This window comes from Aquidulcibacter paucihalophilus (assembly GCF_002105465.1).
Taxonomy (GTDB): domain Bacteria; phylum Pseudomonadota; class Alphaproteobacteria; order Caulobacterales; family Aquidulcibacteraceae; genus Aquidulcibacter; species Aquidulcibacter paucihalophilus.
Window position 1 is genome coordinate 1 of sequence record NZ_NCSQ01000166.1, and the last position, 21,000, is coordinate 21,000.

Consider the following 21,000-nt stretch of genomic DNA (forward strand, 5'->3'; position numbering starts at 1 on the left):
AACTGATTTGGGAATCCACTTTGTCCACACGGCCTAGTAGACAAAATATAACTACCTTGTAAGGTCAATAAATCATTGAAATTAAAAAATTTAATTAAGTTCGGTTAAACCCAAACCTACAACACAAACCGGCTCAGATCGGTGTTTTTCGACAGGCCGTCGACTTTTTCACGCACATAAGCGCCCGTGATCTCAATGGTTTCGCCGCCACGGTCGGTGGCGTGGAAGCTGATGTCGTCCAGAACGCGTTCCAGCACGGTGTGTAGGCGGCGGGCACCAATATTTTCCACGCTGGTATTTACCGCCACGGCCACATCGGCAATGGCATCGACGGCTTCTTCGGTGAAGGAAAGCGTCACGCCTTCGGTACCCATCAGGCCAACATATTGCTTTACAAGGCTGGATTCAGGCTCTGTCAGAATGCGGCGGAAATCATCGCGGCTCAGGGCTTGCAACTCTACCCGGATGGGCAAGCGGCCTTGCAGTTCGGGCAATAGATCGGACGGCTTGGCCACATGGAAGGCACCCGAGGCGATGAACAGAATGAAGTCTGTCTTCAAAGCGCCGANAGCGGCAAGAGATCGCGCTGCACGCCTTCGCGGCTGACATCGGCCCCTTGACGCTCTGCACGTGCGCAAATCTTGTCGACCTCATCGATAAAGACTACGCCTTCGGTCTCGGCCAGAAGCAAGGCTTCTTGCGTGATGGAATCCTTGTCCAAAAGCTTGTCGCTTTCTTCGGTCACCAAAGGCTCATAGGCTTCGGCCACGGTGGTTTTGCGCGTGCGCTTCTTGGTGCCAGACAAGTTCTGCAGCATGGTGCCCAGATCAATCATACCGCCAGGGGCGCCAGGAAATTCCATCATCGAGGCGGCAGGAGAGCTCACGTCAAAATCAAGCTCGATCTCTTTGTCGGCCAAGAGACCGCCGCGTAGTTTTTTGCGGAATGCTTCGCGCGTGCCTTGGCTCGCCTCGGTACCGACAAGGGCGTCCAGAACCCGGTCTTCTGCCATGGCTTCGGCTTTGGCGCGCACATCTTTGCGGCGGCGGTCGCGCACCAGATGAATGGCTGCCTCCACCAGATCTCGGATGATCTGATCCACGTCACGGCCGACATAGCCGACTTCGGTAAACTTGGTGGCTTCGACCTTTACAAAGGGTGCGCCGGCCAGCTTGGCTAGACGACGGGCAATCTCGGTCTTGCCGACGCCCGTGGGCCCGATCATCAAAATATTTTTGGGTGTCGTTTCTTCGCGCAGCTTTTCCGGCAAGCGTTTCCGCCGCCAACGATTGCGTAGCGCGATGGCCACTGCGCGCTTGGCATCAGACTGGCCAATCACATGGCGGTCAAGCTCGGAAACAATTTCACGGGGGGAAAGGTCAGTCATTCTACAGTCGCCAATTGTTCTAGGGTCAGATTGCCATTGGTATAGACACAAATATCGGCAGCAATCGCCATGGCTTTACGGGCGATGGTTTCAGCGTCGAGGTCTTGCTCATAAAGGGCGCGAGCAGCGGCCAAAGCGTAGCCCCCACCCGAGCCGATGGCCGCGACCGCATGGTCGGGTTCCAGCACATCACCTGTGCCGGTCAGCACATAGGTGCCATGTTTGTCGGCGCAGATCAGCATGGCTTCTAAGCGGCGCAAATAGCGGTCGGTTCGCCAATCCTTCGCCAGTTCCACGCAGGCGCGCAGCAATTGGTTGGGAAAGCGCTCCAGCTTGGCTTCGAGGCGCTCAAACAAGGTGAAGGCGTCAGCTGTCGCCCCGGCAAAGCCCGTCAACACGGTGCCGCCTGCCAAGGTTCTAACCTTGCGCGCCCCATGCTTCATAACTGTATTGCCAACCGAGACTTGCCCGTCGCCCACGACGACCACTTTGCCGCCTTTGCGCACTGCCAAAATCGTTGTGCCGCGCCAGTCGGCGGCGGGACGTTCAAAATCGCTCATGCCTATGTAATGGCGTCTGTGCGGGCTGACTTCAAGGCGCGCGCCGCCCTCTTAGCTGGTACGGCGCAGTCCCTCGATGGTGGGTGCAGGGCTCAAGCCATCGGCCCGGGCCGCCCAATTGCGGGCGTGGGCTTCAAATTGGTCAGCAGACATGGGCGAGCCAAAGAGATAGCCTTGGCCTAAAGTCGCGCCGCGTTTCTTCAAGAAGGCCGCTTGTTCTTGGGTTTCAACCCCTTCGGCAACCGTCTCATAATTCAGACCGCCAGCCATCGCGATGATGGTCTCAATCATGGTCGGCGCATTGCGGTCCTTGCCCAAAGCGCGGATAAAGCTTTGGTCGATTTTAAACACGTCAAACGGCATACGGGTAAGCGCAGCCAAGTTGGAGTGGCCTGTCCCAAAGTCATCAATGGCAATTCGCACGCCCTTATCGCGCAAGGGTTCCAGCAGGCGGATCACCCGGTCTGGATTGCTCATGGCGATAGATTCGGTGATCTCCAACTCAAACAGCGAGGCGGGTAGGCCCGTCTCGGCCAAAATACTTTGCACCTTGGCTGTGAAGTTGTCGTCATTAAACTGCATGGCCGACACATTGACCGCGACGCGAAGGGCAATGCCCCGGCGCAGCCAAGCGGCCGCCTTTTTTGCGGCATCGCGCATGATGTAATCGCCCAAAGGTGCGATCAGACCAGTTTCTTCTGCGGCGGTGATAAATTTGGTGGGCGACACCATGCCTTGGGTCGGATGGTTCCAGCGCACCAAGGCTTCGCAGCCATGAATGCGGCCGGTGCCCAAGTCCACTTTCGGCTGGAAATAGGCCATGAACTGGCCTTGCTCGATCCCCGCACGAATTTCATTCTCCAAGACCAGCTTTTCCAACGCGCGCTGGTTCATCTTGCGGGTGAAGAACACGCTGCGGTTGCGACCGCCGTTGCGGGCATGGCTGAGGGCTAGATCGGCAGAGCGCAAAACTTCTTCGCCTGTCTCGCCATCTTGCGGGAAGATCGCGATACCCGCGCAGGCCCCAAGCACGATGCGGTGGCCACCCAGTTCAAAGTGCTGGCGCAAGCCCGCAGCAACCAATTGCGCAAAGCGGCCGGCTTGGGTCGGGTCATCAATATCGGGGATCAACACGGCAAATTCTGAAATTCCCGTCCGCGCAAGCAGCGCAGGTCGGGCAATACAGGTCTGCAGGCGTACAATCCGGTCGGACGCCCGCACGGCCGCCGAAAGTCGTTCCGCCACAAGGCCCAATAATTCCTCGCCCGCAATCTGGCCGAGCGTTTCTTGCACGCGGATAAATTTGTCGACGTCGATGGAGATGACAGCCCCTACCAGATTATTTGCCGCATTGGATTTGGCGGCCTCATCGGTTTCTTGGCGGAAGCGGTCTCGGTTGGGCAGCTCGGTGATGGTGTCTACAAAAGCCAATTGCTGGATACGCTTCATGGAAGCATCCAAGCGCTGCATCATACGGTTTAAGGCACGAGCCAGAATCTCAAGCTCATCGCCAGAGCGAATATCGAGGCGAACGCCCAGGCGCTTTAGATTGGTCTGTTGGGCAAATTCGGTCAGGTCGCGCAACGGATCGGTAATCCGCGTCACAAAGGCATAGAAGGCCGCAGTCGCCAGCACCGCTGACAAAGTCGACCCGCCAATGGCCCAAGCTAGGGCTGGTCCACGACCAATTGTAAAGCTTAGCATGACGATCATGCCCAGCATCACAAGACTCATCAAGCCAAGGAAAGCCAAAGTAAGCTTCCCGGCGAGCGTCTTTAGGATGTTTTCCAGCCAGTCTTTCACTAAACTTTGCGCCCAAAAGTTCGGGATTCGGCGACAGAGCCAATCAGTTCCCAGAACACCTTATCCTGTTTGCACACATTAGGTTGACGTGGCCTTAACCCGCAGGCCGCAGATGCACACTGTAACCAGCACGATCGCTGGTTTCCTTTGTCTTCCCAAAGCGCTAAGAGGGGGCCGTTCGCGCCAATTTATGGCGGGTTCACCTAGACCATCAGCGGAAAGATCTCATCGTGCGAACGGCTACCATTCAGCGCAATACGAAAGAAACGCAAATCTCGGTCACCATGAATTTGGACGGGACGGGCATTGCCAAGGTTTCGACTGGAATTGGCTTTTTTGACCATATGCTGGAAAGCTTTGCTAAGCATGCGCTGATTGATCTGACGGTTGAGACCAAGGGCGACCTGCATATCGATATGCACCACACGGTCGAGGACACCGGCATTGTGATGGGCCAAGCACTCAAGAGCGCTTTGGGTGACTTTGCCGGCATTCGCCGCTTTGGCCATGCCTATATCCCGATGGACGAGACCTTGTCGCGCGCTTCCCTTGATTTGGCCAACCGGCCCTATTTGGTCTGGAATGTGCATTTTGAGCGGCCAAAGGTCGGCGAGATGGACACTGAATTGTTCAAGGAATGGTTCCATGCCTTTGCAGGCAATGGGGGCGTGTGTCTGCATGTCGAAAACCTCTATGGGCAGAATACGCACCATATTATCGAGAGCTGTTATAAAGCCCTCGCGCGCGCCCTGCGGGTCGCGATTGAAATTGATCCCCGTTTGAATGGGGCGGTCGCCTCCACAAAGGGCGTCCTTTAAGGCACGGAAATGCTTACCTTAATTGACTATGGCTCTGGCAATCTTCGTTCCGCGGAGAAGGCGTTGGTTGCAGCAGGAGCGCGCGATGTCTGTGTGACAAGAGACCCCGATCGTATCGCTAGGGCCGATCAGATCGTTTTGCCCGGTGTGGGTGCCTTTGCCGATTGCGCGGCCAATCTGGATGCCGTCGATGGTCTGCGCGAAGCTTTAGAGACCCGCGTGCGCGAAGAGGGTGCGGCCTTCCTTGGGATTTGTGTCGGCATGCAACTGCTCGCCGATGTGGGTATTGAGTTTGGTTCAACTCCCGGCCTTGGTTGGATTGGCGGAAAAACGTCGGTCATTGAACCGGGCGCGGCAGAGTTGAAGGTCCCCCATATGGGCTGGAACACGGCTGAGCCCACCGGCAGTGCGGTGTTGGAGAAGGCGTGGGGCGGCGCGCAAGATGTCTATTTCGTCCATTCCTTTGCGTTTCGCGCGGCGCATGCAGGCGATGTCGCAGCTTGGTGCACTTATGGGGCGGATCGGTTTGCCGCCGCCGTCCAGAAGGACAATGTGATGGGCGTGCAATTTCACCCCGAAAAAAGCCAAAGGGCCGGCCTCGCCCTTTTGGAAGAGTGGCTAAAGCAATGATCCTGTATCCCGCAATTGACTTGAAAGACGGACAGGCCGTGCGCCTCTATAAGGGCGACTTTGCGCAAATGACGGTGTTTGACACCGATCCAGCGGCACGCGCGGCAAGCTTTGAAGCCATGGGCTTTGGCTATTTGCATATTGTGGATTTGGATGGTGCCCTAAAGGGAGCCGGGGCAAATCTCGACGCCATTGCCGCCATTCGCGCCCGGACAAGCCTGCCCATGCAAGTGGGCGGCGGTATTCGCGACTTGAAAGCGATTGAGAAGACCCTTTCCATGGGCGTTACCCGCGTCATTCTAGGCACGATTGCCGCCAAACAACCCCAGTTCGTGCGCGAAGCCGCCAAAGCCTTTCCGGGCCAGGTGGCGGTAGGCATTGATGCCATTGACGGCATGGTCGCGGTTGAAGGGTGGGTGGAGACAACGAATTTGGCGGCGCTAGACCTCGCCCGCCAGTTTGAAGATGCAGGCGTGGCCGCCTTGATCGTTACCGATGTCGGGCGCGACGGCACCAAGACTGGGATTAACATCGACTTCACCGGTGCGATTGCTGATGCGGTCGCCATGGATGTCATCGCGTCTGGCGGCTTGGCAGGGGTGCAGGATATTGCCGCCCTCAAAGTCCGTCCGGGTACGCCAGTAGCGGGGGCGATTTTGGGCCGGGCGTTGTATGATGGCCTGATCGACCCGGTCGAAGCCTTAATGGCTGCGGCATGAGCCTAAAAGTTCGCATCATACCTTGCTTGGATGTGAAGGACGGCCGCGTTGTTAAAGGCGTCCAGTTTGAAGGGCTACGCGATGCGGGCGATCCGGTCGAACAAGCCCAATTTTACGACGCCGAGGGGGCAGACGAAATTTGCTTTCTCGATATCTCGGCCAGTCATGAAGGCCGGGGTACGCTTTTAGACGTCGTCCGTCGCACGGCAGAAGTCTGCTTTACGCCTTTGACGGTTGGGGGCGGTGTGCGCACGACTGACGATTTCCGCGCACTTCTGCTCGCGGGGGCCGATAAGGTCGCGATCAATACATCCGCCGTCAAAGACCCGAACTTAGTGACTGCTGCCGCGCGCCGCTTTGGGGCCCAATGTGTCGTGGTCGCCATTGACGCCAAGCAAACAGGCCCAGAACGTTGGGAAATCTTCACCCATGGTGGCCGCAATCCAACCGGCCTAGATGCATTGGCCTTTGCCAAGGACGTCGTTGACCGTGGTGCGGGGGAGCTTTTGGTCACCTCCATGGATAAGGATGGCACCAGGTCGGGCTATGATTTGGCCCTGACGCGCGCCATAGCCGATCGCGTCTCGGTGCCCGTGATCGCTTCGGGTGGGGTTGGCAATTTGGGCGATCTCGTCGCTGGCATCACGCAAGGCCATGCCAATGCCGTTCTGGCAGCATCGATTTTTCACTTCCGAACCCATACATTGGCCGAGGCGCGGGCAGCTTTGGCTGCAGCCGGTGCCAAAGTGCGGCAACCGATCCAAGGAAACCTGCGATGAGTGAAACCTTAGGCCACGCCTTAGACCAGCTGTTGGCGGATGTAGCTGAAAAAGCCAAAGCCGATCCAGGCCAAAGCTATACCGCGAAACTGCTGCAAGGCGGTCCAGTCTTATGTGGCAAGAAGCTAGGCGAAGAAGGTGTTGAAACCGCTTTGGCCATTGCTGGCGGCACGGCAGAGGAAATCGCTAAGGAAGCTGCTGATCTTCTCTATCACTTAAGTGTAGGTCTCCTCGCACGGGGGGTAACCGGGGCCGATGTCGCCGCCATTCTAGAAGCCCGCCGTGGCACATCGGGCCTAGATGAAAAGGCTGCGAGAGCACAATCATGATCGGCGAGCTGCATATTCGATTGGCTGAAGACGCCGACGCAGAAGCTTTAGCAGCCTTTGGTGCCAAGACATTTCTCGCCACCTTTGGCCACCTCTATCCACCAGAAGACAAAGAATTTTTCATGGCCGCCCGCTATAGCTTGGAGCGGACCTTGCAAGATATTCGCGATCCCGTCAGGGCTATGACCGTGGTTTATCACGGCGATGATCTGGTTGCCTTCCTCGATTGTGGACCTTTGACCCTGCCTGTAGAGGCCCCTGAGCCTGACGCCTTGGAGCTTTATCGCCTTTATCTCGATGAAACCCAAAAGGGCACGGGTCTGGCTCACAGATTGATGGACATGGCGATCGATTGGGCGCGCGAAAAACCGGCCCCTGCCCTTTATCTCGGGGTGTGGTCACAGAATGAGCGCGCCAAGCGCCTCTACACCAAATATGGCTTTGAAATTATTGGTGCCTATCACTTCAAAGTCGGCAATACACTCGATGATGAGCGGATCATGCGGCTCGCGCTCTAGGTTGTGGCGCTTAGACCAGACCCAAAGCTTTGGACAGAGAAAATAGGCTCGTTACAGTCAAGACCGTGCCGACCAGATACAACAATTGTTTGGCGGGGACCCGCTTGGCCAAAATCGCCCCGAAGGGGGCTGCCATCAGGCCGCCAATGATCAGGCCGACGGTAGCCAGCGTAAAGGCTTCCCAGCCCAAGGTGGCGATAAAGGTGGCTGAAATAACCGTGGTGAGGAAGAATTCTGCCGTATTGACGGTTCCGATCGTCATGCGCGGCTCTGTCCCCTGAACCAATAGGTTGGAAGTCACCACTGGCCCCCACCCGCCGCCACCGACCGCGTCCAAAAAGCCACCAACCAAACCGAGGGGTCCGGCATATTTGGCTGTCCGATGGGGTTGGCCCTTTGTCATGCGCCAACCGCGCCAGAGCAGATAGACGCCGATACAGGCCAAATAGGCCATCACATAGGGCCGTGCGGTGTCCGCATGAATATTGGCCAAGAGGTAGGCCCCAGTAATCCCGCCAATCATGCCGGGGATAACCAGTGTTGCGAAAAGCTTCCAATTTACATTGCGGTGGATCGTATGGCTTACGGCTGAAGCGGCCGTGGTAAAGACCTCAACAATATGGACCGTCGACGATGCTTTGGCCGGCGGCATGCCCATGACACTGACCAATAAGGTGCTGGTGATCACGCCAAAGGCCATGCCTAAAGCCCCATCCACCAATTGCGCGACAAAGCCGACCGCGATGAACGGCCAGATGTCGTGCCAATGATGGCTGATGAACTCAATCACAAAAAGCGCTCCAAGGCTGGCTTCGTTGAAAGTTATCTATAAGCATCTGGGTTTATCCTAGCGATGAATGCAAGCTGCAAACAGCCGTTAGAGATACTATTGAACAGAGGTGCCGGAAAAATCGACATGTCAGGTCCGCATCGCTTGTCGCGCTTTGGCCAGCCTGCCAATCGCTTCCCGCAGAACCGTCTCTTGCTTGGCAAAACAGAGGCGGATGATGGGTGGGGCTTCCTCGGGCTTTTCGTACAAGCTCTGCAGCGGAATTGCGGCAACGCCATAGGTCTTTACGGCTTCAAAACAGAAATCAAGCGCGGGTCGATCAATGCCGGATTGTTGTAGGTCAAGGCACATGAAATAGGTTGCCGCACTGTCGAGCACGCAAAAACCCTGATCCGACAGCCCCTGACGCAAATTCTGATACGCGGCTTGATAGCCTAGGGCTTGCTCTTCAAACCAGGCTTTATCCCAGCCAAGCCCTTGCGCCACCGCGCCTTGTAGATGGGGTGGCGTGGTGAAGGTCAGAAATTGATGGGCTTTGCCAATCACCTTGGCAATCTCAGGGGCGGCACAAACAAAGCCCACTTTCCAGCCTGTCACGCCAAACATCTTACCCGCTGAGCCGATCTTAACCGTGCGGTCCGCCATGCCGGGCAGGCCCAGCAGCGATCGGTGTGGCTGATCGGTCAGGCGTACATGCTCCCACACTTCGTCACAGATGGCGATCAGATCATGGTCGTGGCAGAGTTTCCCAAGGCCCATAAGTTCTGCGTGGCTAAAGCTTCGCCCGGTCGGGTTCATGGGATTATTGAGGACAATGGCGCGGGTCTTTGCCGTGATGGTCGCTTCAATCTCGGCCAAATCGAGATGCCAATGCGGCGGCTGCAGCGTGACGGTGCGCGGGATGGCGCCAGCCCGTGCGATCAAGGGGCGATAGGCGTCATAGGCTGGGTCAAGCACGATCACCTCATCGCCGGGGGACAGAAGCGCCAGAAAGTTTGCCGCCAAGGCCTCCGTTGCGCCCGAGGTAACAACCACCTGCTCAGCGCTCAGTGCCAAACCCTGATGGGCGGCGTAATGCTCTGCCACCGCTGCCCGAAGCGCTGGAATCCCCAGCATGGGGGGATATTGATTGCTGCCGGTCATCAGCCCCTCGCAGGCTAAACGTCGCAGCGCTTCTGGGCCTTGGCTGTCGGGGAAACCTTGGCCCAGATTGATGGCATCATGCGTGCGGGCCAGACCCGACATCACTTCGAAAATTGTGGTCGGCAGGTCCGAAAAATGGGGGTTAAAGCCCGTACTCACAGCCAATCTGCCACTGGAAGACCTTTGGAAGTCAGGAAATCGCGGTTGAACAATTTGCTCTGATAGCGGCTGGCATAGTCACACAAAATGGTGACGATCGTTTTGCCTGGTCCCAAGTCCTTGGCCAAGCGCATCGCACCCACAACATTCAGGGCCGCAGATCCGCCAATGGTTAAGCCCTCATTCTTGACCAGATCAAACAAGACCGGGAGCCATTCCTCGTCCTCGACGCGATAGGCATAATCGACCAGCACATCTTCCAGATTTGCGGTTACACGGCCTTGGCCAATCCCCTCGGTGATCGATGTGCCCGTCGCCTTCAACTCACCATCCTTGTACCAATGATAGAGCGCAGCCCCGCCCGGATCGGCGATACCGATGGCGATGTTTGGGTTGCGGGCTTTCAGCGCGCGGCTGATGCCGCCCAAGGTCCCGCCGGAGCCGACCGAACAGATAAAGCCATCAATTTTGCCCTCGGTCTGCTCCCAGATTTCTGGGCCGGTGGTTTCCTCATGTGCGCGGCGATTGGCAAGATTGTCAAACTGATTGGCCCAAAGGCCGCCTTGTTCTTCAGCAATACGCCTAGATACTTTGGTGTAATGGTCAGGGTGGGAAAAGGCCACGGCATCGACTTCGACGAGTTCAGCGCCAAACAGTTTCACCGCATCCTTCTTCTCTTGCGATTGCGTGCGTGGCATGACGATGATGCAGCGATAGCCCAAAGCATTGGCCACCATAGACAAGCCAATGCCCGTATTTCCAGCAGTGCCCTCAACAATCAGCCCGCCGGGCTTTAAGGCGCCGCTGGCTTCAGCATCACGAATAATGCCTAGTGCCGCTCGGTCTTTTACCGATTGACCGGGGTTTAAAAACTCGGCCTTGCCCAGAATTTCACAGCCTGTCGCCTCACTTGCCGCGCGCAGACGGACCAGCGGTGTCCCTCCAATCAAGTCAATCACTGTTTTGGCATAGTGGGTCATCACGCATCAGGTCCTTTGGCTTTAAGCCGTAGCTTGTTTCTATCTCGCCCTCACTTGGGGGTGGCTGTCAATGTCAGCAAGGCCTGAAACTTTTTGGACGCGCGCGATTCTGTGATTGGCTAATTTGTTCAACTTCTTTAAGGCAGTAACCAGTTTAAGCGGTGTGCCTGTGGCGTACCATGCTATGTTCTGATTTGCTCTTTGTGGTCTATTTGGTCGCGGGCAAGCTATAGTTTGAGCCAAGGGGCGCGATTAAGGCCATGACGGAAGCCGCATTAAAAGCCTATCTCCATATTGCTGAATGGCCCACGGGCGACGCTGTCGCTGAAATGATTACCAATCAAAGCCAAGCGGCAGCGGCGGTTGCCGCAGTCTCGGCCCAGCTTGCCCATGCAGCCGATGAAGCGGCAGCCCGATTGGGGCGAAACGGTCGCCTGATTTATGCTGGTGCTGGCACCTCTGGCCGGATTGGCGTGCAGGACGGGGTCGAGCTGGGCCCCACCTATGGCTGGCCGAAGGAGCGCATGATCTTCCTAATGGCCGGCGGGCAGATGGCTTTTATGCAAGCGGTTGAAGGGGCGGAGGATGATCATGCCAAGGGTGTGGAAGAGGCCCGCGCCTTAAAGCTAACCGCCAGCGATGTTGTCATTGGTTTGGCCGCTAGCGGCTCTACACCTTATACAATCGGGGTAATTGAGGCCGCGCGGGAGGAAGGGGCCTTGACCATTGGCCTTGCCAATAAACTTCCTGCTCCTTTGTGCGACGCTGCTGAGATTGGCATTCTGATTGAGACCGGGGCCGAAGTGATTGCCGGTTCTACCCGCATGAAGGCCGGAACAGCGCAGAAGATCGCACTCAATGTTCTCTCCACCGCCATTATGATCCGCTTGGGCTTTGTTTATGAAGGGCGGATGGTGGCGATGCAGATCTCCAACCGAAAGCTTCTGGCCCGGGCCAAAGCCATGATTGTGGAGCTAACAGGCTGCGGGGAAGAGCAAGCCGCTGTTGCCTTAGAGCAAGGAGGGCGTAACATTCGCGTCGCGATCCTGTTGGTGAAGGGTTGGACTTTGGATCAAGCCAAAGCCGATCTAGACCATTGGGCCGGAAATCTTGCAGCTGTCCTGCAAGCAAACTCTCGCGGATAGATCCGAAAGGCATGTCATGACCGACCTCTCTCCAACCAAAGGCCTTACATCGGACCAAGTGGCAGAGCGGGTGGATCGGATTCTGGCCGAAGCTACTTTGGCGGAGAAAGTGCGCATGATGTCAGGCAAGGGCTTCTTTAAGCTCTTTGCCGAAAGCGGTCGGCATTGGGGCGCGAACCCCTATCCGGCAGGCAGTGGAGTGGAGCGGCTCAACGTGCCGCCGCTCTATTTCACCGATGGTCCTCGTGGGGTCGCTCGCGGCAATTCCACCTGCTTCCCCTGCACCATGGCGCGCGGTGCGACCTTTGATGTCGATCTGGAGCGGCGCATTGGCGAGGCGATGTCGATTGAAATTCGCGCCCAAGACTGCACCTTGTCTGGCGCGGTGTGTGTCAATCTTTTGCGCCATCCGGCCTGGGGTAGGGCGCAGGAAACCTACGGCGAAGATCCGTGTCATTTGGGGCAGATGGGTGCGGCCCTAGCCATCGGCCTCCAAACCCACAATGTGATTGCCACCGTCAAACATTTCGCGCTGAACTCGATGGAGAATGCGCGCTTCAAAGTCGATGTCCAAATCGATGAGCGCGCCTTGCATGAAGTCTATCTACCGCATTTCAAAACTATTTTGGACGCAGGCTGCGCCACGGTGATGAGCGCTTATAACCAAATGAACGGCAGCTTCTGCGGGCAGAGCAAAGCCCTGCTGACTGACATTTTGCGTGTCGAATGGGGCTTTGAGGGCTTTGTGCATTCCGATTGGGTCATGGGCTTGCGCCATGTCTATGCGGCCTCTGCGGGTCTCGACATCGAAAATCCCGAGCCCTTGGTCTTTGGCAAGCATTTGTTGGCTGCGGTGGAGGCAGGCCAAGTTGAGCCCCAAGTGATCGATCAGGCATGCCGCCGCATTCTGTCGACCCAATACCGCTTTGCGTGCGCCGAAGACCCCTTGCCGGACTATAGCCTTGATATGGTGGCACAGCCTGCTCATATCGCATTGGCGCTGGAGGCGGCGTTGAAGGCAGCGGTGCTTTTGAAGAATGACTCCATGCTCCCGCTGGATCGGAAAAAGCTGAAAAAGCTCGCCGTGCTGGGCCAACTGGCGAATAAGGAGAATACGGGCGACTTTGGCTCCAGCCGCGTTCGTCCACCCTATGTCGTCACCGCGCTCCAAGGTCTACAGATTGCGTTGGGTGAAGCGACCGAGATTGTCACAGGCGATGAAACTGACGTGGTAGCCGCGGTCGCCAATGCCGCAGATGCTGACGCCATCATCGTTGTGGCAGGCTATACCGCACGCCAAGAGGGGGAATATATTCCTGAAGACATGACCCTTGGTGTGGCCAGTGACGTCTTGCCCGCACCTAAGCCAGCCGCAGCTAACGAGCCCAGCGCTGAAGAAGCCCGCGGCGGAGATCGCACCAATCTATCCCTGCCCGCTGATCAGATCGCTTTGATCGAAGCCGCCTGTGCAACGGGTCGGCCCGTCCTTGTCGTCCTTGTCGCGGGTTCTGCCGTGCTGGTGGAGGGTTGGCAAAGCCAAGCCAGCGCGATCTTGCAAAGTTTCTATTCTGGCATGGAAGGCGGCACGGCCTTGGCGCAACTGGTGTTGGGCGAAGTGGCCCCTTCGGGAAAACTGCCTTTCACGGTAGCGAAAGACCCGGCCCATTACCCCTTCTTTGATAAGGATGCCGACGCCATCGTCTATGATTATTGGCATGGCTATACCAAGTTCGCGCGCGAACAAATTGAGCCACGTTATGGCTTTGGCCATGGCCTGTCCTATACCTGCTTTGGGTATCGTGCTTTAAGCCTGCGGCGGACAAAGCGGGGCTTTCAAGCCCAAGTCAGCATCACCAATTTGGGTGAGCGGGCCGGGGAAGAGATCGCCCAACTCTATGTTGGCTTTCCAGGTCATGTGGTCGAACGCCCTGCCAAGGTCCTGAAGGCCTTTTCCCGGGTTGCATTGGAGCCCGGCCAAACCAAAGTCATCCGCTTTGAGGTAGATGCCGAGGATTTGCGCTATCGCGACACCCAGACCCACTGCTGGCGGATAGAGCCTGGCACCCACACGGTTTATGTTGGAGGTTCGGCCGCGCTGGCCGATCGGCTCAGCGCGACCATTTCCCTTTGAGGCCTAAATCGTCAAAAGGCCGTGGTCGAGCTTTGGCAGAACGTAGCGGCCAAACAGGTCGCACTCGGTCGCGTGGGGATAGCCGGACAAGATGAAGGCATCAAAGCCGACGTCGCGATAGGCATTGATCTTGGCGAGCACCTGATCTGGGTCGCCGACAATCGCAGCCCCACAGCCCGAGCGGGCGCGACCAATGCCAGTCCACAGATTATCTTCCACATAGCCATCATTGGCGCTGGCCGCTTCGCGCAGTTCGGCTTGACGGCGCACGCCAACAGAGGTTGCATCCAAAGACTTGGCGCGGATGGCATCACCTGTTGCGGCGTCTAATTTGCTCAGCAAACGATTGGCGGCTTCGCGCGCTTCGGCTTCGGTCTCGCGCACCACGACATGGACTCGGAAGCCGTGCTTCAATGTCCGGCCGTATTTGGCAGCCCGCGCATTCATATCGTCCAAGACGGCCTTGGAATTGGCCAACGTATCGGGCCACATCAGGTAGACATCGGCGGCCTTGGCTGCGACTTCACGGGCATCTTCCGACAGGCCACCGAAATAGAAATAAGGCGACTTGCCTGATTGTGTAGTGATGCGCGGTGGGGCCAAGTCAAACTGGTAGAACTCACCTTGATGCTTGACGGTCTCGCCATTCATCCAGGCACGCAGGATTTCCATCGCCTCTAATGTGCGGGCATAACGGGGGGCGGAACCCATGGTCTCGCCCGGCATTTCAGAGGAAATGAAGTTCACCGCCAGACGGCCCTGCATCATCCGGTCGAGCGTGGCTAATTGCCGCACGATCTGTGGCGGCCACATCTCCCCGACGCGAATCGCCAGCAAAAGACGCATTCGGCTGGTCAGCCCAGCAATGCCTGCAGCAAACACTGTGTTGTCGATACCCAGCTGATAGCCCGATGGCAGCAGGATGTTATCAAACCCATTTTTCTCGGCAGTCAGTGCGATATTGCGACAATGTTCCCAACTCGACTGCAAAGCAGGCTCTGATTGGCCCAAAAACTCGTAATCATCATCGCACAGGGCGGAAAACCAACTGACTTCAACGGGATTACGGGCCATGATTATTTCCTCATACTGCCAAGAGGGCGTGTATCGCCCGCCATTATGCTTATGATGTCTTATAACGAGTCAAAGCAGCTTCGGGGAGAGGTCATGGGCGGCAAAATACGGGTTGGTGTCATCGGCACGGGCATGATGGGCTATGAGCACATCAATAATCTCAAGCTGATGCCGGAAGTTGAGATTACGGCATTGGCTGACCCCACCGATCACATGCTGGCTTTGGGTAAAGGCATGTTGGGCCCCGCTGGCGAGAAGGTTGCAACCTTTAAGACCGGTGATGAGCTTTTGGCCGCAGGCCTTGTCGATGCTGTGGTGATCGCCTCACCAAACTTCACCCACCATGATGTTTTGCAGCCCGTGTTCAAAAGTGGCGTACATGTCTTGTGCGAAAAGCCCTTATGTACCACTGCCGAGGACGCCGCCCGCATCCGCGACCAAGCTGAGGCCTATAAGGGCGTGTTCTGGGTTGGGATGGAATATCGCTTCATGCCGCCTGCGACGGAATTTGTGACCCGCGTGCACCGCGGGGATGTTGGCCGTCTGGTCATGGTGTCGATCCGTGAGCACCGCTTCCCCTTCCTGCAAAAGGTCAATGATTGGAACCGTTTCTCGGCCAATACCGGCGGGACGATGGTGGAGAAATGTTGCCACTTCTTTGATCTGATGCGCCATATTATCCAGTCAGAGCCAACGCGCGTCTATTGCTCGGGCAATATGGATGTGAACCATCAGGACGAGCGTTATGATGGTCGTAAGCCCGACATCATCGACAATAGCTTTACGGTGGTAGATTTTGCCAATGGCACGCGCGCCATGCTCGATCTGTGCATGTTTGCCGATGGGGCCGAACATCAGGAAGAGATTTCGGCCACGGGCGATAAGGCCCGCCTGGACGTTTTGATCCCACCCGGTGAAATGGTGATGAGCCCACGGGTTGGCTTCCGGCAGCCCAAGCAAGTGACGCGGGAAACCATCCATGTCGATCCGGTTGCTCTCGAGGCCGGGTCGCACTTCGGCGCGACCTTCTACCAACAACGGGCTTGGATTGATGCGATCTTGAATGGCGCATCGGTGCAAGTCACCGCGCAAGACGGCCTGCAAGCCGTGCGCATGGGTGCGGCGGCAGAGCTTTCGGCGGCAACCGGTCGTGCGATTGAGATGAGCGAAATCGCCGGCGGCTGAAGCCGGGCTAATGGGCTTCCCGCGCGCGGGGATCATCGCCAAACAATTTGTCGAGGATTTGGCCTTCAAGGGCGGCAAATTCGGGTGTGCCGCGTTTGCGGGGGCGGGGTAGGTCTACGGCCAAATCCAACACCACTTGACCATGATCAATCAGGATCACGCGGTCACCCAGCGCCACCGCTTCGCCCACATCATGGGTGACCATCAAAGCGGTGAAGCCAAGGTCTTGCCATACCCCTTCCAGCAGCGCCTGCATATCGATGCGGGTCAAGGCGTCGAGTGCGCCCAAGGGTTCGTCCAAGGCCAGTAAAGTTGGTTGTGAAACCAGCGCGCGGGCTAAAGCCACGCGTTGCCGCATCCCGCCCGAAAGCTGGGATGGCCATAGGCCTTCACGGCCTTTCAGGCCCACTTCTTCTAGGATCGCTGCGGCTTGTTGGTCGGCGGCTTGGCCAGATTGGCCCTCGCCCAAGCCCACGGCCACATTGTCCTTGACACTCGCCCAAGGCAGCAAACGCGGTTCTTGAAACACAATGCGGGCCGCTTGCTCTTTTAGCGCCGGGGCGTCCAAAACGCCGCTGGTCACCGTGTCGAGGCCAATCATCAGGCGCAGGAGCGTGGACTTACCACAGCCTGACTTGCCCACGATGGATACAAACTGGCCCGCAGGGATTTCCAGATCAATCCCTTGCAAGACCACATTGCTGCCGAAGGCCTTTTTCACATCTTTGAGGCTAACGCGTGACCCGCCGGTTGGTTGGCTGCTCATGGTTTAGACCTTCGCATAGGCTGGGTTCCACGCCAGGAACTTGCGCTCTAAGGCGCGGGTGGCGCTATCGGCCAGCTTGCCCAAAATCGCATAAATGACGATGGACAGGACCACGATATCTGTCTGCATAAATTCGCGCGCGGCCATGGCCATATGACCAATGCCAGAATTTGCCGCAATGGTTTCTGCCACGATCAGTGTCAACCACATGACACCCAAGGCAAAGCGCAGACCCACAAAAATGGAGGGCAAAGCGCCCGGCAGAATGACCTTCAAGAATAAGGTCCGGTTATTCATGCCATAGATGCGGCCCATCTCGATCAATTGCGGGTCGACATTGCGCACACCATGCAAGGTGTTGAGATAGATCGGGAAAAATACGCCCAGCGCCACCAGGAACAAACGCGCGCTTTCGCCAATCCCAAACCAGATGATGACCAATGGGATCAGAGCCAAATGCGGGATGTTACGGATCATTTGCAAGGTTGGGTCCAAAAGCATTTCGCCCGTTTTGCTAAGGCCGTTGAGCAATCCCAGGCTAAACCCGATCGCCCCACCAATGATTAGGCCACTCATGGCACGGGCAAAACTCACCCCCAAATTGTCGATGAGGCTGCCATCTTGTAGCTTAGTCCAAGCCGCTTCCAGCACAGCAGTTGGGGCGGGAAGAATATTGGGCGGCAGCCAGCCGAGGCTGGATGAGACTTGCCAAAGAATGATCAGTGCCAAAGGCACCAACCAGGGAAGTGCCCGACTAAAAGGACCCTCGGAGGCCGTTACTGCCATCTTTTACCCTGTCCAGCCGCGCCAAGCGGCATCATTGATGCTAACTTTCTTCGGTATGATCCCCAATTGTGCAAAGCGGTCAACCGTTGCTTGTTGTGCGGCCAGCACATCATCGGTCAAGGGCTCTACTTTGAAGTCCGTCCGCTTCATCGTGTCTTTGAGGAGCTCAAGCTCTAGGCCCGAGGCTTTGGCAGAGATTTCAGCAACCGCATCGGTGTTGGCCGCGCACCAGTCACCCTCTTTGGCGATGGCTGACAACAACACTTTCAAGTCTTCCGGACGGGCTTCGACGAACTTTGCATTCGCCAAGAGGAAGCTTGCGCCACCGCCTAATTGGTCGAGGCCTGAGAGAACCCGTGCGCCCTGATCGCGGATCGCAAGGCTGTAATAGGGGTCCCAAATTACCCAGCCATCAATGCCCCCTTGGGCAAAGGCGGCGGCGGCGTCTGCCGGGCCCAGATTGACGGCCTCCACATCGGCCAATGTCAGGCCAACGCTTTGCAAGGCAATCACGGCACTATTATGGGCGGAGGAACCGCGCGTGAAGCAGAGTTTCTTGCCTTTCAGGTCCTTCAAGGACTTAATAGCGGAATTCTTAGGCGTGATGATGCCACCGGCTTTGCCTGAAAGGCGAACTTGGGCGACATATTTGATTGGCGCATTGGCGACTTGGGCAAAAATCGGCGGGGTGTCGCCCGTCAAGCCCAAATCAACCGAGCCGACAGCCATGGCTTCTAAAAGAGGTGGGCCGGACGGGAACTCAACCCAATTCAGCGGCGTGATGCCAGCTGCTTTCAAGGGTTCGACCAGCGAGCCGCGCGTTTGAGCCACGAGCATGACCCCATTTTTTTGAAAGGCGAGATTAACGCCCTTGCCTGTGGAACCGCTGCCTTGGCCACAGGCGGCAAGGGCAGCCGAAGCTGCCCCTGCTACCAAGAGACCGCGACGCGAGAACCTGTCCGCAATCGCTGTCATAGGATTAGCCCCCGAACTTCGCGCGCAGGGTCAAACCGACATAACGGTCTGCATCGCGTGGGATCAGATAACGCAACGCGCCACCTGGGCCGCCTGGCGTGATCAGTGACGCATATTTCTCGTCGGTCAGGTTTTTGATGTTCAAGGTCAAGCGATAGCGATCTTGCTTGTCGCTGATACCAATCGACGCGTCGACGATGGTGGTCTCAGGAATGCGCAGCAAGGGGTTTTCGCCAATGTCCGAGAATTGGTCGCTGCTGTAAGAAACCTGGCCATTCAAGTGAATAATGCCGGGGATCGAAGCAGGCTCCCACTCATAATTCGCGCCCAAGGAAGCCTTCAGGCGAGGCGACAGGGCCAAGCGTTCACCACGGCGGGCGGACGACAGAACCAAGTTGGCATCGCGGAATTCCTCGATCTGGGCATCGGTGACTGCCAAACCGCCATTGATAGTCAGGCCACCATCGGTGCGGATCAACCAGTCGAGTTCAAGACCCGTGGTCGACACATTACCAGCATTGGTCAACCGCGTGATGACCACGCCGTTCAAAGTGTCGAAGTTGTTGGCTTGGAAGTTTTCATAAACGGCGCGGAAGACGGCGAAGTTTACGATGACGCGATTATCCAAAAAGGCCGTTTTCACGCCACCTTCAGTCGAATCCACGGTTTCTGGCGCAATCGCGTTCAACCCGGTTGGATTCATGTTGAAGAAGACGTTGTAGGCGGGGCCCTTATAGCCGCGCGACTGGGTCAGATAGAAGTTGATGTCGTCGGTGGCTTGATACTTCAGGCCCAATTTACCCGAGACATTATCTTCCTTGGTATTGCCTTTAAAGCCGCTGGTGTCGTTGCGCAAACCAGGCAGACCACCCACAGGGGAAGGGATTCGGTTGTGGTAATAGCTCAACTTGTCTTGGGTAACACGAACGCCGGCGACGATGGACAGACGCTCAGTCGCCTTATAACTGCCGTCAGCGAACAAAGCGACGTTACGCGATTCAGAACCAAAGTTCGCGCTCGAGAAAGCGGTCACAAAGGTGGAAACACCGGTTGCGGTCGAGCACGGACGCTGGCCCGTGGTGTCGATGGCCAAGGTCGAGGCGGTGCAGACGGTCACGTCACGACGGAAGTCACGCTCGGTTTCGGCATTGGCGAAATAAGCGCCAACCACATATTCCAAGGGCTTGCCTGCGGGCGAGGTCAAGCGCAATTCTTGGCTGAAGGTGGTCGACGTCTGGGGGCCGTCGTCATGCAATTGGGCAAAGCCGTTGCCGACATAGGCGGCTGGACGGTCTAGCCAGTCGCCTTCACGGACTTCCCGGTTGTCCCAGCCTCGGTAAGCGGTGATGGAGGTGATGGTAAAGTCGCCCGCATCCCAATCGGCTTGGGCCGAAATGCCCCAAGATTCTTCTTCAGTACGGGTGACGAGATTGTTGCGCACGGCGCGGGTTTCATCGCCGGCAAAAGTGATGCCGGGCAGAAGCGAGAGAAGGGCAGCTCCGTTTGCGCCGGAGGGTGCCGTGCCAATGACTTCGCCGCAGCAATTGTCGTCTGCTTTGCGATAATCGCCGATCAAGCGCACCTTCAGGCTTTCAGAGGCATCGATATCCAAAATGCCGCGAACGCCATAACGCTCATAGCCGTTGATTTTGCCGCCGGTGGTCAGATTGGTGATGTTGCCATCATAGGAGCCACCAAACACGGTAACGCGCGAACGCACGCTGTCGCTGAACGGCATGTCGACCGAGGCGCGCAGCTTGTATTCATTGCCATCGTTCGCGGTCAGTTGGATGTCGCCGCTATGGACGCGACCTGGGCTGTTCGAGATGATGTTGACCACACCGGCAGAGGAGTTCTTGCCGAACAAAGTGCCTTGTGGGCCGCGCAACACTTCGATGCGCTGAATGTCGGACAAGTCGCCGAAAGCTTCACCAGCACGTGCCAAAACAACGCCGTCCAAGACCACAGCGACGCTGGGCTCTGCTGCGATCGAGAAGTTGATGGTGCCGACGCCGCGCAGGAACAGCGAGGAGTTCAGATTGGTGCCGCCCTTACGGAAGTTCAGAGTTGGGATTTGGGTCTGCACGCTTTCAATATTGTAGCCACCTGCACGCGCGATTTGCTCGCCCCCGATGACCGAAACCGCAGCTGCCACTTCTTGCACGTTTTGAACGCGCTTTTGAGCCGTCACGATAATGACTTCAGCGCCTTCATCGGTTTTTGCTTCGGTAGATGCTTGCGCAAAGGCGCTTGTGCCCATGGCAAAGAAAAGTGTGGCCGCCGCAGCAGACCCAAGTAAAAGATGACGCATTTTATCCCCTCA

19 protein-coding genes and 1 pseudogene are annotated in these 21,000 nt (G+C 57.0%); 9 read left to right on the forward strand and 11 right to left on the reverse strand.

The window, feature by feature from the left end:
• Positions 1–116 precede the first annotated feature (116 nt).
• The 3 genes and pseudogenes from hslU to B7364_RS13510 all read right to left on the reverse strand — a co-directional run bounded on the left by hslU (position 117) and on the right by B7364_RS13510 (position 3,750).
• Positions 117–1,387: pseudogene (gene hslU / locus B7364_RS13500) on the reverse strand (ATP-dependent protease ATPase subunit HslU).
• Positions 1,384–1,947, reverse strand: a complete 564-nt coding sequence (hslV, locus tag B7364_RS13505; RefSeq protein ID WP_085340567.1) for an ATP-dependent protease subunit HslV — start codon at positions 1,945–1,947, stop codon at positions 1,384–1,386. The pseudogene hslU and the gene hslV overlap by 4 nt, the downstream one beginning before the upstream one ends.
• Positions 1,948–1,998: 51 nt before the next feature.
• Positions 1,999–3,750 (reverse strand): putative bifunctional diguanylate cyclase/phosphodiesterase, encoded by a 1,752-nt coding sequence (locus B7364_RS13510; protein ID WP_085340568.1) that lies wholly within the window; start codon positions 3,748–3,750, stop codon positions 1,999–2,001.
• A 227-nt stretch (positions 3,751–3,977) separates the two neighbouring features.
• Here B7364_RS13510 and hisB point away from each other — a divergent pair, with 227 nt between their 5' ends.
• Genes hisB through B7364_RS13540 form a run of 6 tightly spaced genes read left to right on the forward strand, consistent with a single transcriptional unit; the run spans position 3,978 to position 7,543 of the window.
• Positions 3,978–4,568, forward strand: coding sequence for an imidazoleglycerol-phosphate dehydratase HisB (hisB, locus tag B7364_RS13515; protein WP_085340569.1), 591 nt, complete (start codon positions 3,978–3,980; stop codon positions 4,566–4,568).
• A gap of 9 nt (positions 4,569–4,577) precedes the next feature.
• The gene (gene hisH / locus B7364_RS13520; RefSeq protein WP_085340570.1) at positions 4,578–5,198 is read left to right on the forward strand and encodes an imidazole glycerol phosphate synthase subunit HisH; all 621 of its coding nucleotides are present in this window, start codon (positions 4,578–4,580) and stop codon (positions 5,196–5,198) included.
• Positions 5,195–5,917 carry a 1-(5-phosphoribosyl)-5-[(5-phosphoribosylamino)methylideneamino]imidazole-4-carboxamide isomerase gene (hisA, locus tag B7364_RS13525; protein WP_085340571.1) on the forward strand — a complete coding sequence of 241 codons (723 nt, stop codon included), beginning with the start codon at positions 5,195–5,197 and terminating at the stop codon, positions 5,915–5,917. The genes hisH and hisA overlap by 4 nt, the downstream gene beginning before the upstream one ends.
• Positions 5,914–6,696, forward strand: coding sequence for an imidazole glycerol phosphate synthase subunit HisF (hisF, locus tag B7364_RS13530; protein ID WP_085340572.1), 783 nt, complete (start codon positions 5,914–5,916; stop codon positions 6,694–6,696). The genes hisA and hisF overlap by 4 nt, the downstream gene beginning before the upstream one ends.
• Positions 6,693–7,025, forward strand: coding sequence for a phosphoribosyl-ATP diphosphatase (hisE, locus tag B7364_RS13535; protein WP_085340573.1), 333 nt, complete (start codon positions 6,693–6,695; stop codon positions 7,023–7,025). The genes hisF and hisE overlap by 4 nt, the downstream gene beginning before the upstream one ends.
• Complete coding sequence (locus B7364_RS13540; protein WP_085340574.1) at positions 7,022–7,543, forward strand: GNAT family N-acetyltransferase; 522 nt, start codon at positions 7,022–7,024, stop codon at positions 7,541–7,543. Before hisE ends, B7364_RS13540 begins: the two co-directional genes overlap by 4 nt.
• A gap of 10 nt (positions 7,544–7,553) precedes the next feature.
• Here the strand turns inward: B7364_RS13540 and B7364_RS13545 are convergent, their stop codons facing one another.
• From B7364_RS13545 to B7364_RS13555, 3 genes are all read right to left on the reverse strand, one after another.
• Complete coding sequence (locus tag B7364_RS13545; protein WP_085340575.1) at positions 7,554–8,333, reverse strand: sulfite exporter TauE/SafE family protein; 780 nt, start codon at positions 8,331–8,333, stop codon at positions 7,554–7,556.
• 129 nt (positions 8,334–8,462) lie between these two features.
• The gene (locus tag B7364_RS13550) at positions 8,463–9,635 is read right to left on the reverse strand and encodes an aminotransferase (RefSeq protein ID WP_269798783.1); all 1,173 of its coding nucleotides are present in this window, start codon (positions 9,633–9,635) and stop codon (positions 8,463–8,465) included.
• Positions 9,632–10,615, reverse strand: coding sequence for a cysteine synthase A (locus tag B7364_RS13555; RefSeq protein WP_085340576.1), 984 nt, complete (start codon positions 10,613–10,615; stop codon positions 9,632–9,634). Before B7364_RS13555 ends, B7364_RS13550 begins: the two co-directional genes overlap by 4 nt.
• 260 nt (positions 10,616–10,875) lie before the next feature.
• On the opposite strand from B7364_RS13555, the gene B7364_RS13560 reads away from it, so the two are divergent.
• Positions 10,876–11,760 (forward strand): N-acetylmuramic acid 6-phosphate etherase, encoded by an 885-nt coding sequence (locus tag B7364_RS13560; protein WP_085340577.1) that lies wholly within the window; start codon positions 10,876–10,878, stop codon positions 11,758–11,760.
• Positions 11,761–11,776: 16 nt separating this feature from the next.
• Positions 11,777–13,891: a beta-glucosidase gene (locus tag B7364_RS13565; RefSeq protein WP_085340578.1), complete on the forward strand. Its 2,115-nt coding sequence runs from the start codon at positions 11,777–11,779 to the stop codon at positions 13,889–13,891.
• 3 nt (positions 13,892–13,894) lie between these two features.
• Here B7364_RS13565 and B7364_RS13570 read toward each other — a convergent pair whose 3' ends face one another.
• Positions 13,895–14,965, reverse strand: coding sequence for an LLM class flavin-dependent oxidoreductase (locus B7364_RS13570; protein ID WP_085340579.1), 1,071 nt, complete (start codon positions 14,963–14,965; stop codon positions 13,895–13,897).
• Between the two features lie 93 nt (positions 14,966–15,058).
• On the opposite strand from B7364_RS13570, the gene B7364_RS13575 reads away from it, so the two are divergent.
• Complete coding sequence (locus tag B7364_RS13575) at positions 15,059–16,150, forward strand: Gfo/Idh/MocA family protein (protein ID WP_198534254.1); 1,092 nt, start codon at positions 15,059–15,061, stop codon at positions 16,148–16,150.
• A gap of 7 nt (positions 16,151–16,157) precedes the next feature.
• On the opposite strand, the gene B7364_RS13580 is transcribed toward B7364_RS13575, so the two are convergent.
• Genes B7364_RS13580 through B7364_RS13590 form a run of 4 tightly spaced genes read right to left on the reverse strand, consistent with a single transcriptional unit; the run spans position 16,158 to position 20,988 of the window.
• The gene (locus B7364_RS13580) at positions 16,158–16,916 is read right to left on the reverse strand and encodes an ABC transporter ATP-binding protein (RefSeq protein WP_085340580.1); all 759 of its coding nucleotides are present in this window, start codon (positions 16,914–16,916) and stop codon (positions 16,158–16,160) included.
• Positions 16,917–16,919: 3 nt separating this feature from the next.
• Positions 16,920–17,702 (reverse strand): aliphatic sulfonate ABC transporter permease SsuC, encoded by a 783-nt coding sequence (gene ssuC / locus B7364_RS17750; RefSeq protein WP_106407647.1) that lies wholly within the window; start codon positions 17,700–17,702, stop codon positions 16,920–16,922.
• A gap of 3 nt (positions 17,703–17,705) precedes the next feature.
• On the reverse strand, positions 17,706–18,677 hold the full coding sequence (locus B7364_RS17755; protein ID WP_106407648.1) for an aliphatic sulfonate ABC transporter substrate-binding protein: 972 nt from the start codon (positions 18,675–18,677) through the stop codon (positions 17,706–17,708).
• 4 nt (positions 18,678–18,681) lie between these two features.
• Positions 18,682–20,988 (reverse strand): TonB-dependent receptor, encoded by a 2,307-nt coding sequence (locus tag B7364_RS13590; protein ID WP_085340581.1) that lies wholly within the window; start codon positions 20,986–20,988, stop codon positions 18,682–18,684.
• Positions 20,989–21,000 lie beyond the last annotated feature (12 nt).

Bases quoted from the DNA above. Each gene is read 5' to 3' on its own strand.
- B7364_RS13590 (WP_085340581.1), bottom strand. From the start codon at position 20,988: ATGCGTCATCTTTTACTTGGGTCTGCTGCGGCGGCCACACTTTTCTTT.
- hisH (WP_085340570.1), top strand. From the start codon at position 4,578: ATGCTTACCTTAATTGACTATGGCTCTGGCAATCTTCGTTCCGCGGAG.
- B7364_RS13560 (WP_085340577.1), top strand. From the start codon at position 10,876: ATGACGGAAGCCGCATTAAAAGCCTATCTCCATATTGCTGAATGGCCC.
- hisE (WP_085340573.1), top strand. From the start codon at position 6,693: ATGAGTGAAACCTTAGGCCACGCCTTAGACCAGCTGTTGGCGGATGTA.
- B7364_RS17755 (WP_106407648.1), bottom strand. From the start codon at position 18,677: ATGACAGCGATTGCGGACAGGTTCTCGCGTCGCGGTCTCTTGGTAGCA.
- B7364_RS13540 (WP_085340574.1), top strand. From the start codon at position 7,022: ATGATCGGCGAGCTGCATATTCGATTGGCTGAAGACGCCGACGCAGAA.
- B7364_RS13570 (WP_085340579.1), bottom strand. From the start codon at position 14,965: ATGGCCCGTAATCCCGTTGAAGTCAGTTGGTTTTCCGCCCTGTGCGAT.
- hisF (WP_085340572.1), top strand. From the start codon at position 5,914: ATGAGCCTAAAAGTTCGCATCATACCTTGCTTGGATGTGAAGGACGGC.
- B7364_RS13555 (WP_085340576.1), bottom strand. From the start codon at position 10,615: ATGACCCACTATGCCAAAACAGTGATTGACTTGATTGGAGGGACACCG.
- B7364_RS13575 (WP_198534254.1), top strand. From the start codon at position 15,059: ATGGGCGGCAAAATACGGGTTGGTGTCATCGGCACGGGCATGATGGGC.
- B7364_RS13580 (WP_085340580.1), bottom strand. From the start codon at position 16,916: ATGAGCAGCCAACCAACCGGCGGGTCACGCGTTAGCCTCAAAGATGTG.
- ssuC (WP_106407647.1), bottom strand. From the start codon at position 17,702: ATGGCAGTAACGGCCTCCGAGGGTCCTTTTAGTCGGGCACTTCCCTGG.
- hslV (WP_085340567.1), bottom strand. From the start codon at position 1,947: ATGAGCGATTTTGAACGTCCCGCCGCCGACTGGCGCGGCACAACGATT.
- hisA (WP_085340571.1), top strand. From the start codon at position 5,195: ATGATCCTGTATCCCGCAATTGACTTGAAAGACGGACAGGCCGTGCGC.
- B7364_RS13565 (WP_085340578.1), top strand. From the start codon at position 11,777: ATGACCGACCTCTCTCCAACCAAAGGCCTTACATCGGACCAAGTGGCA.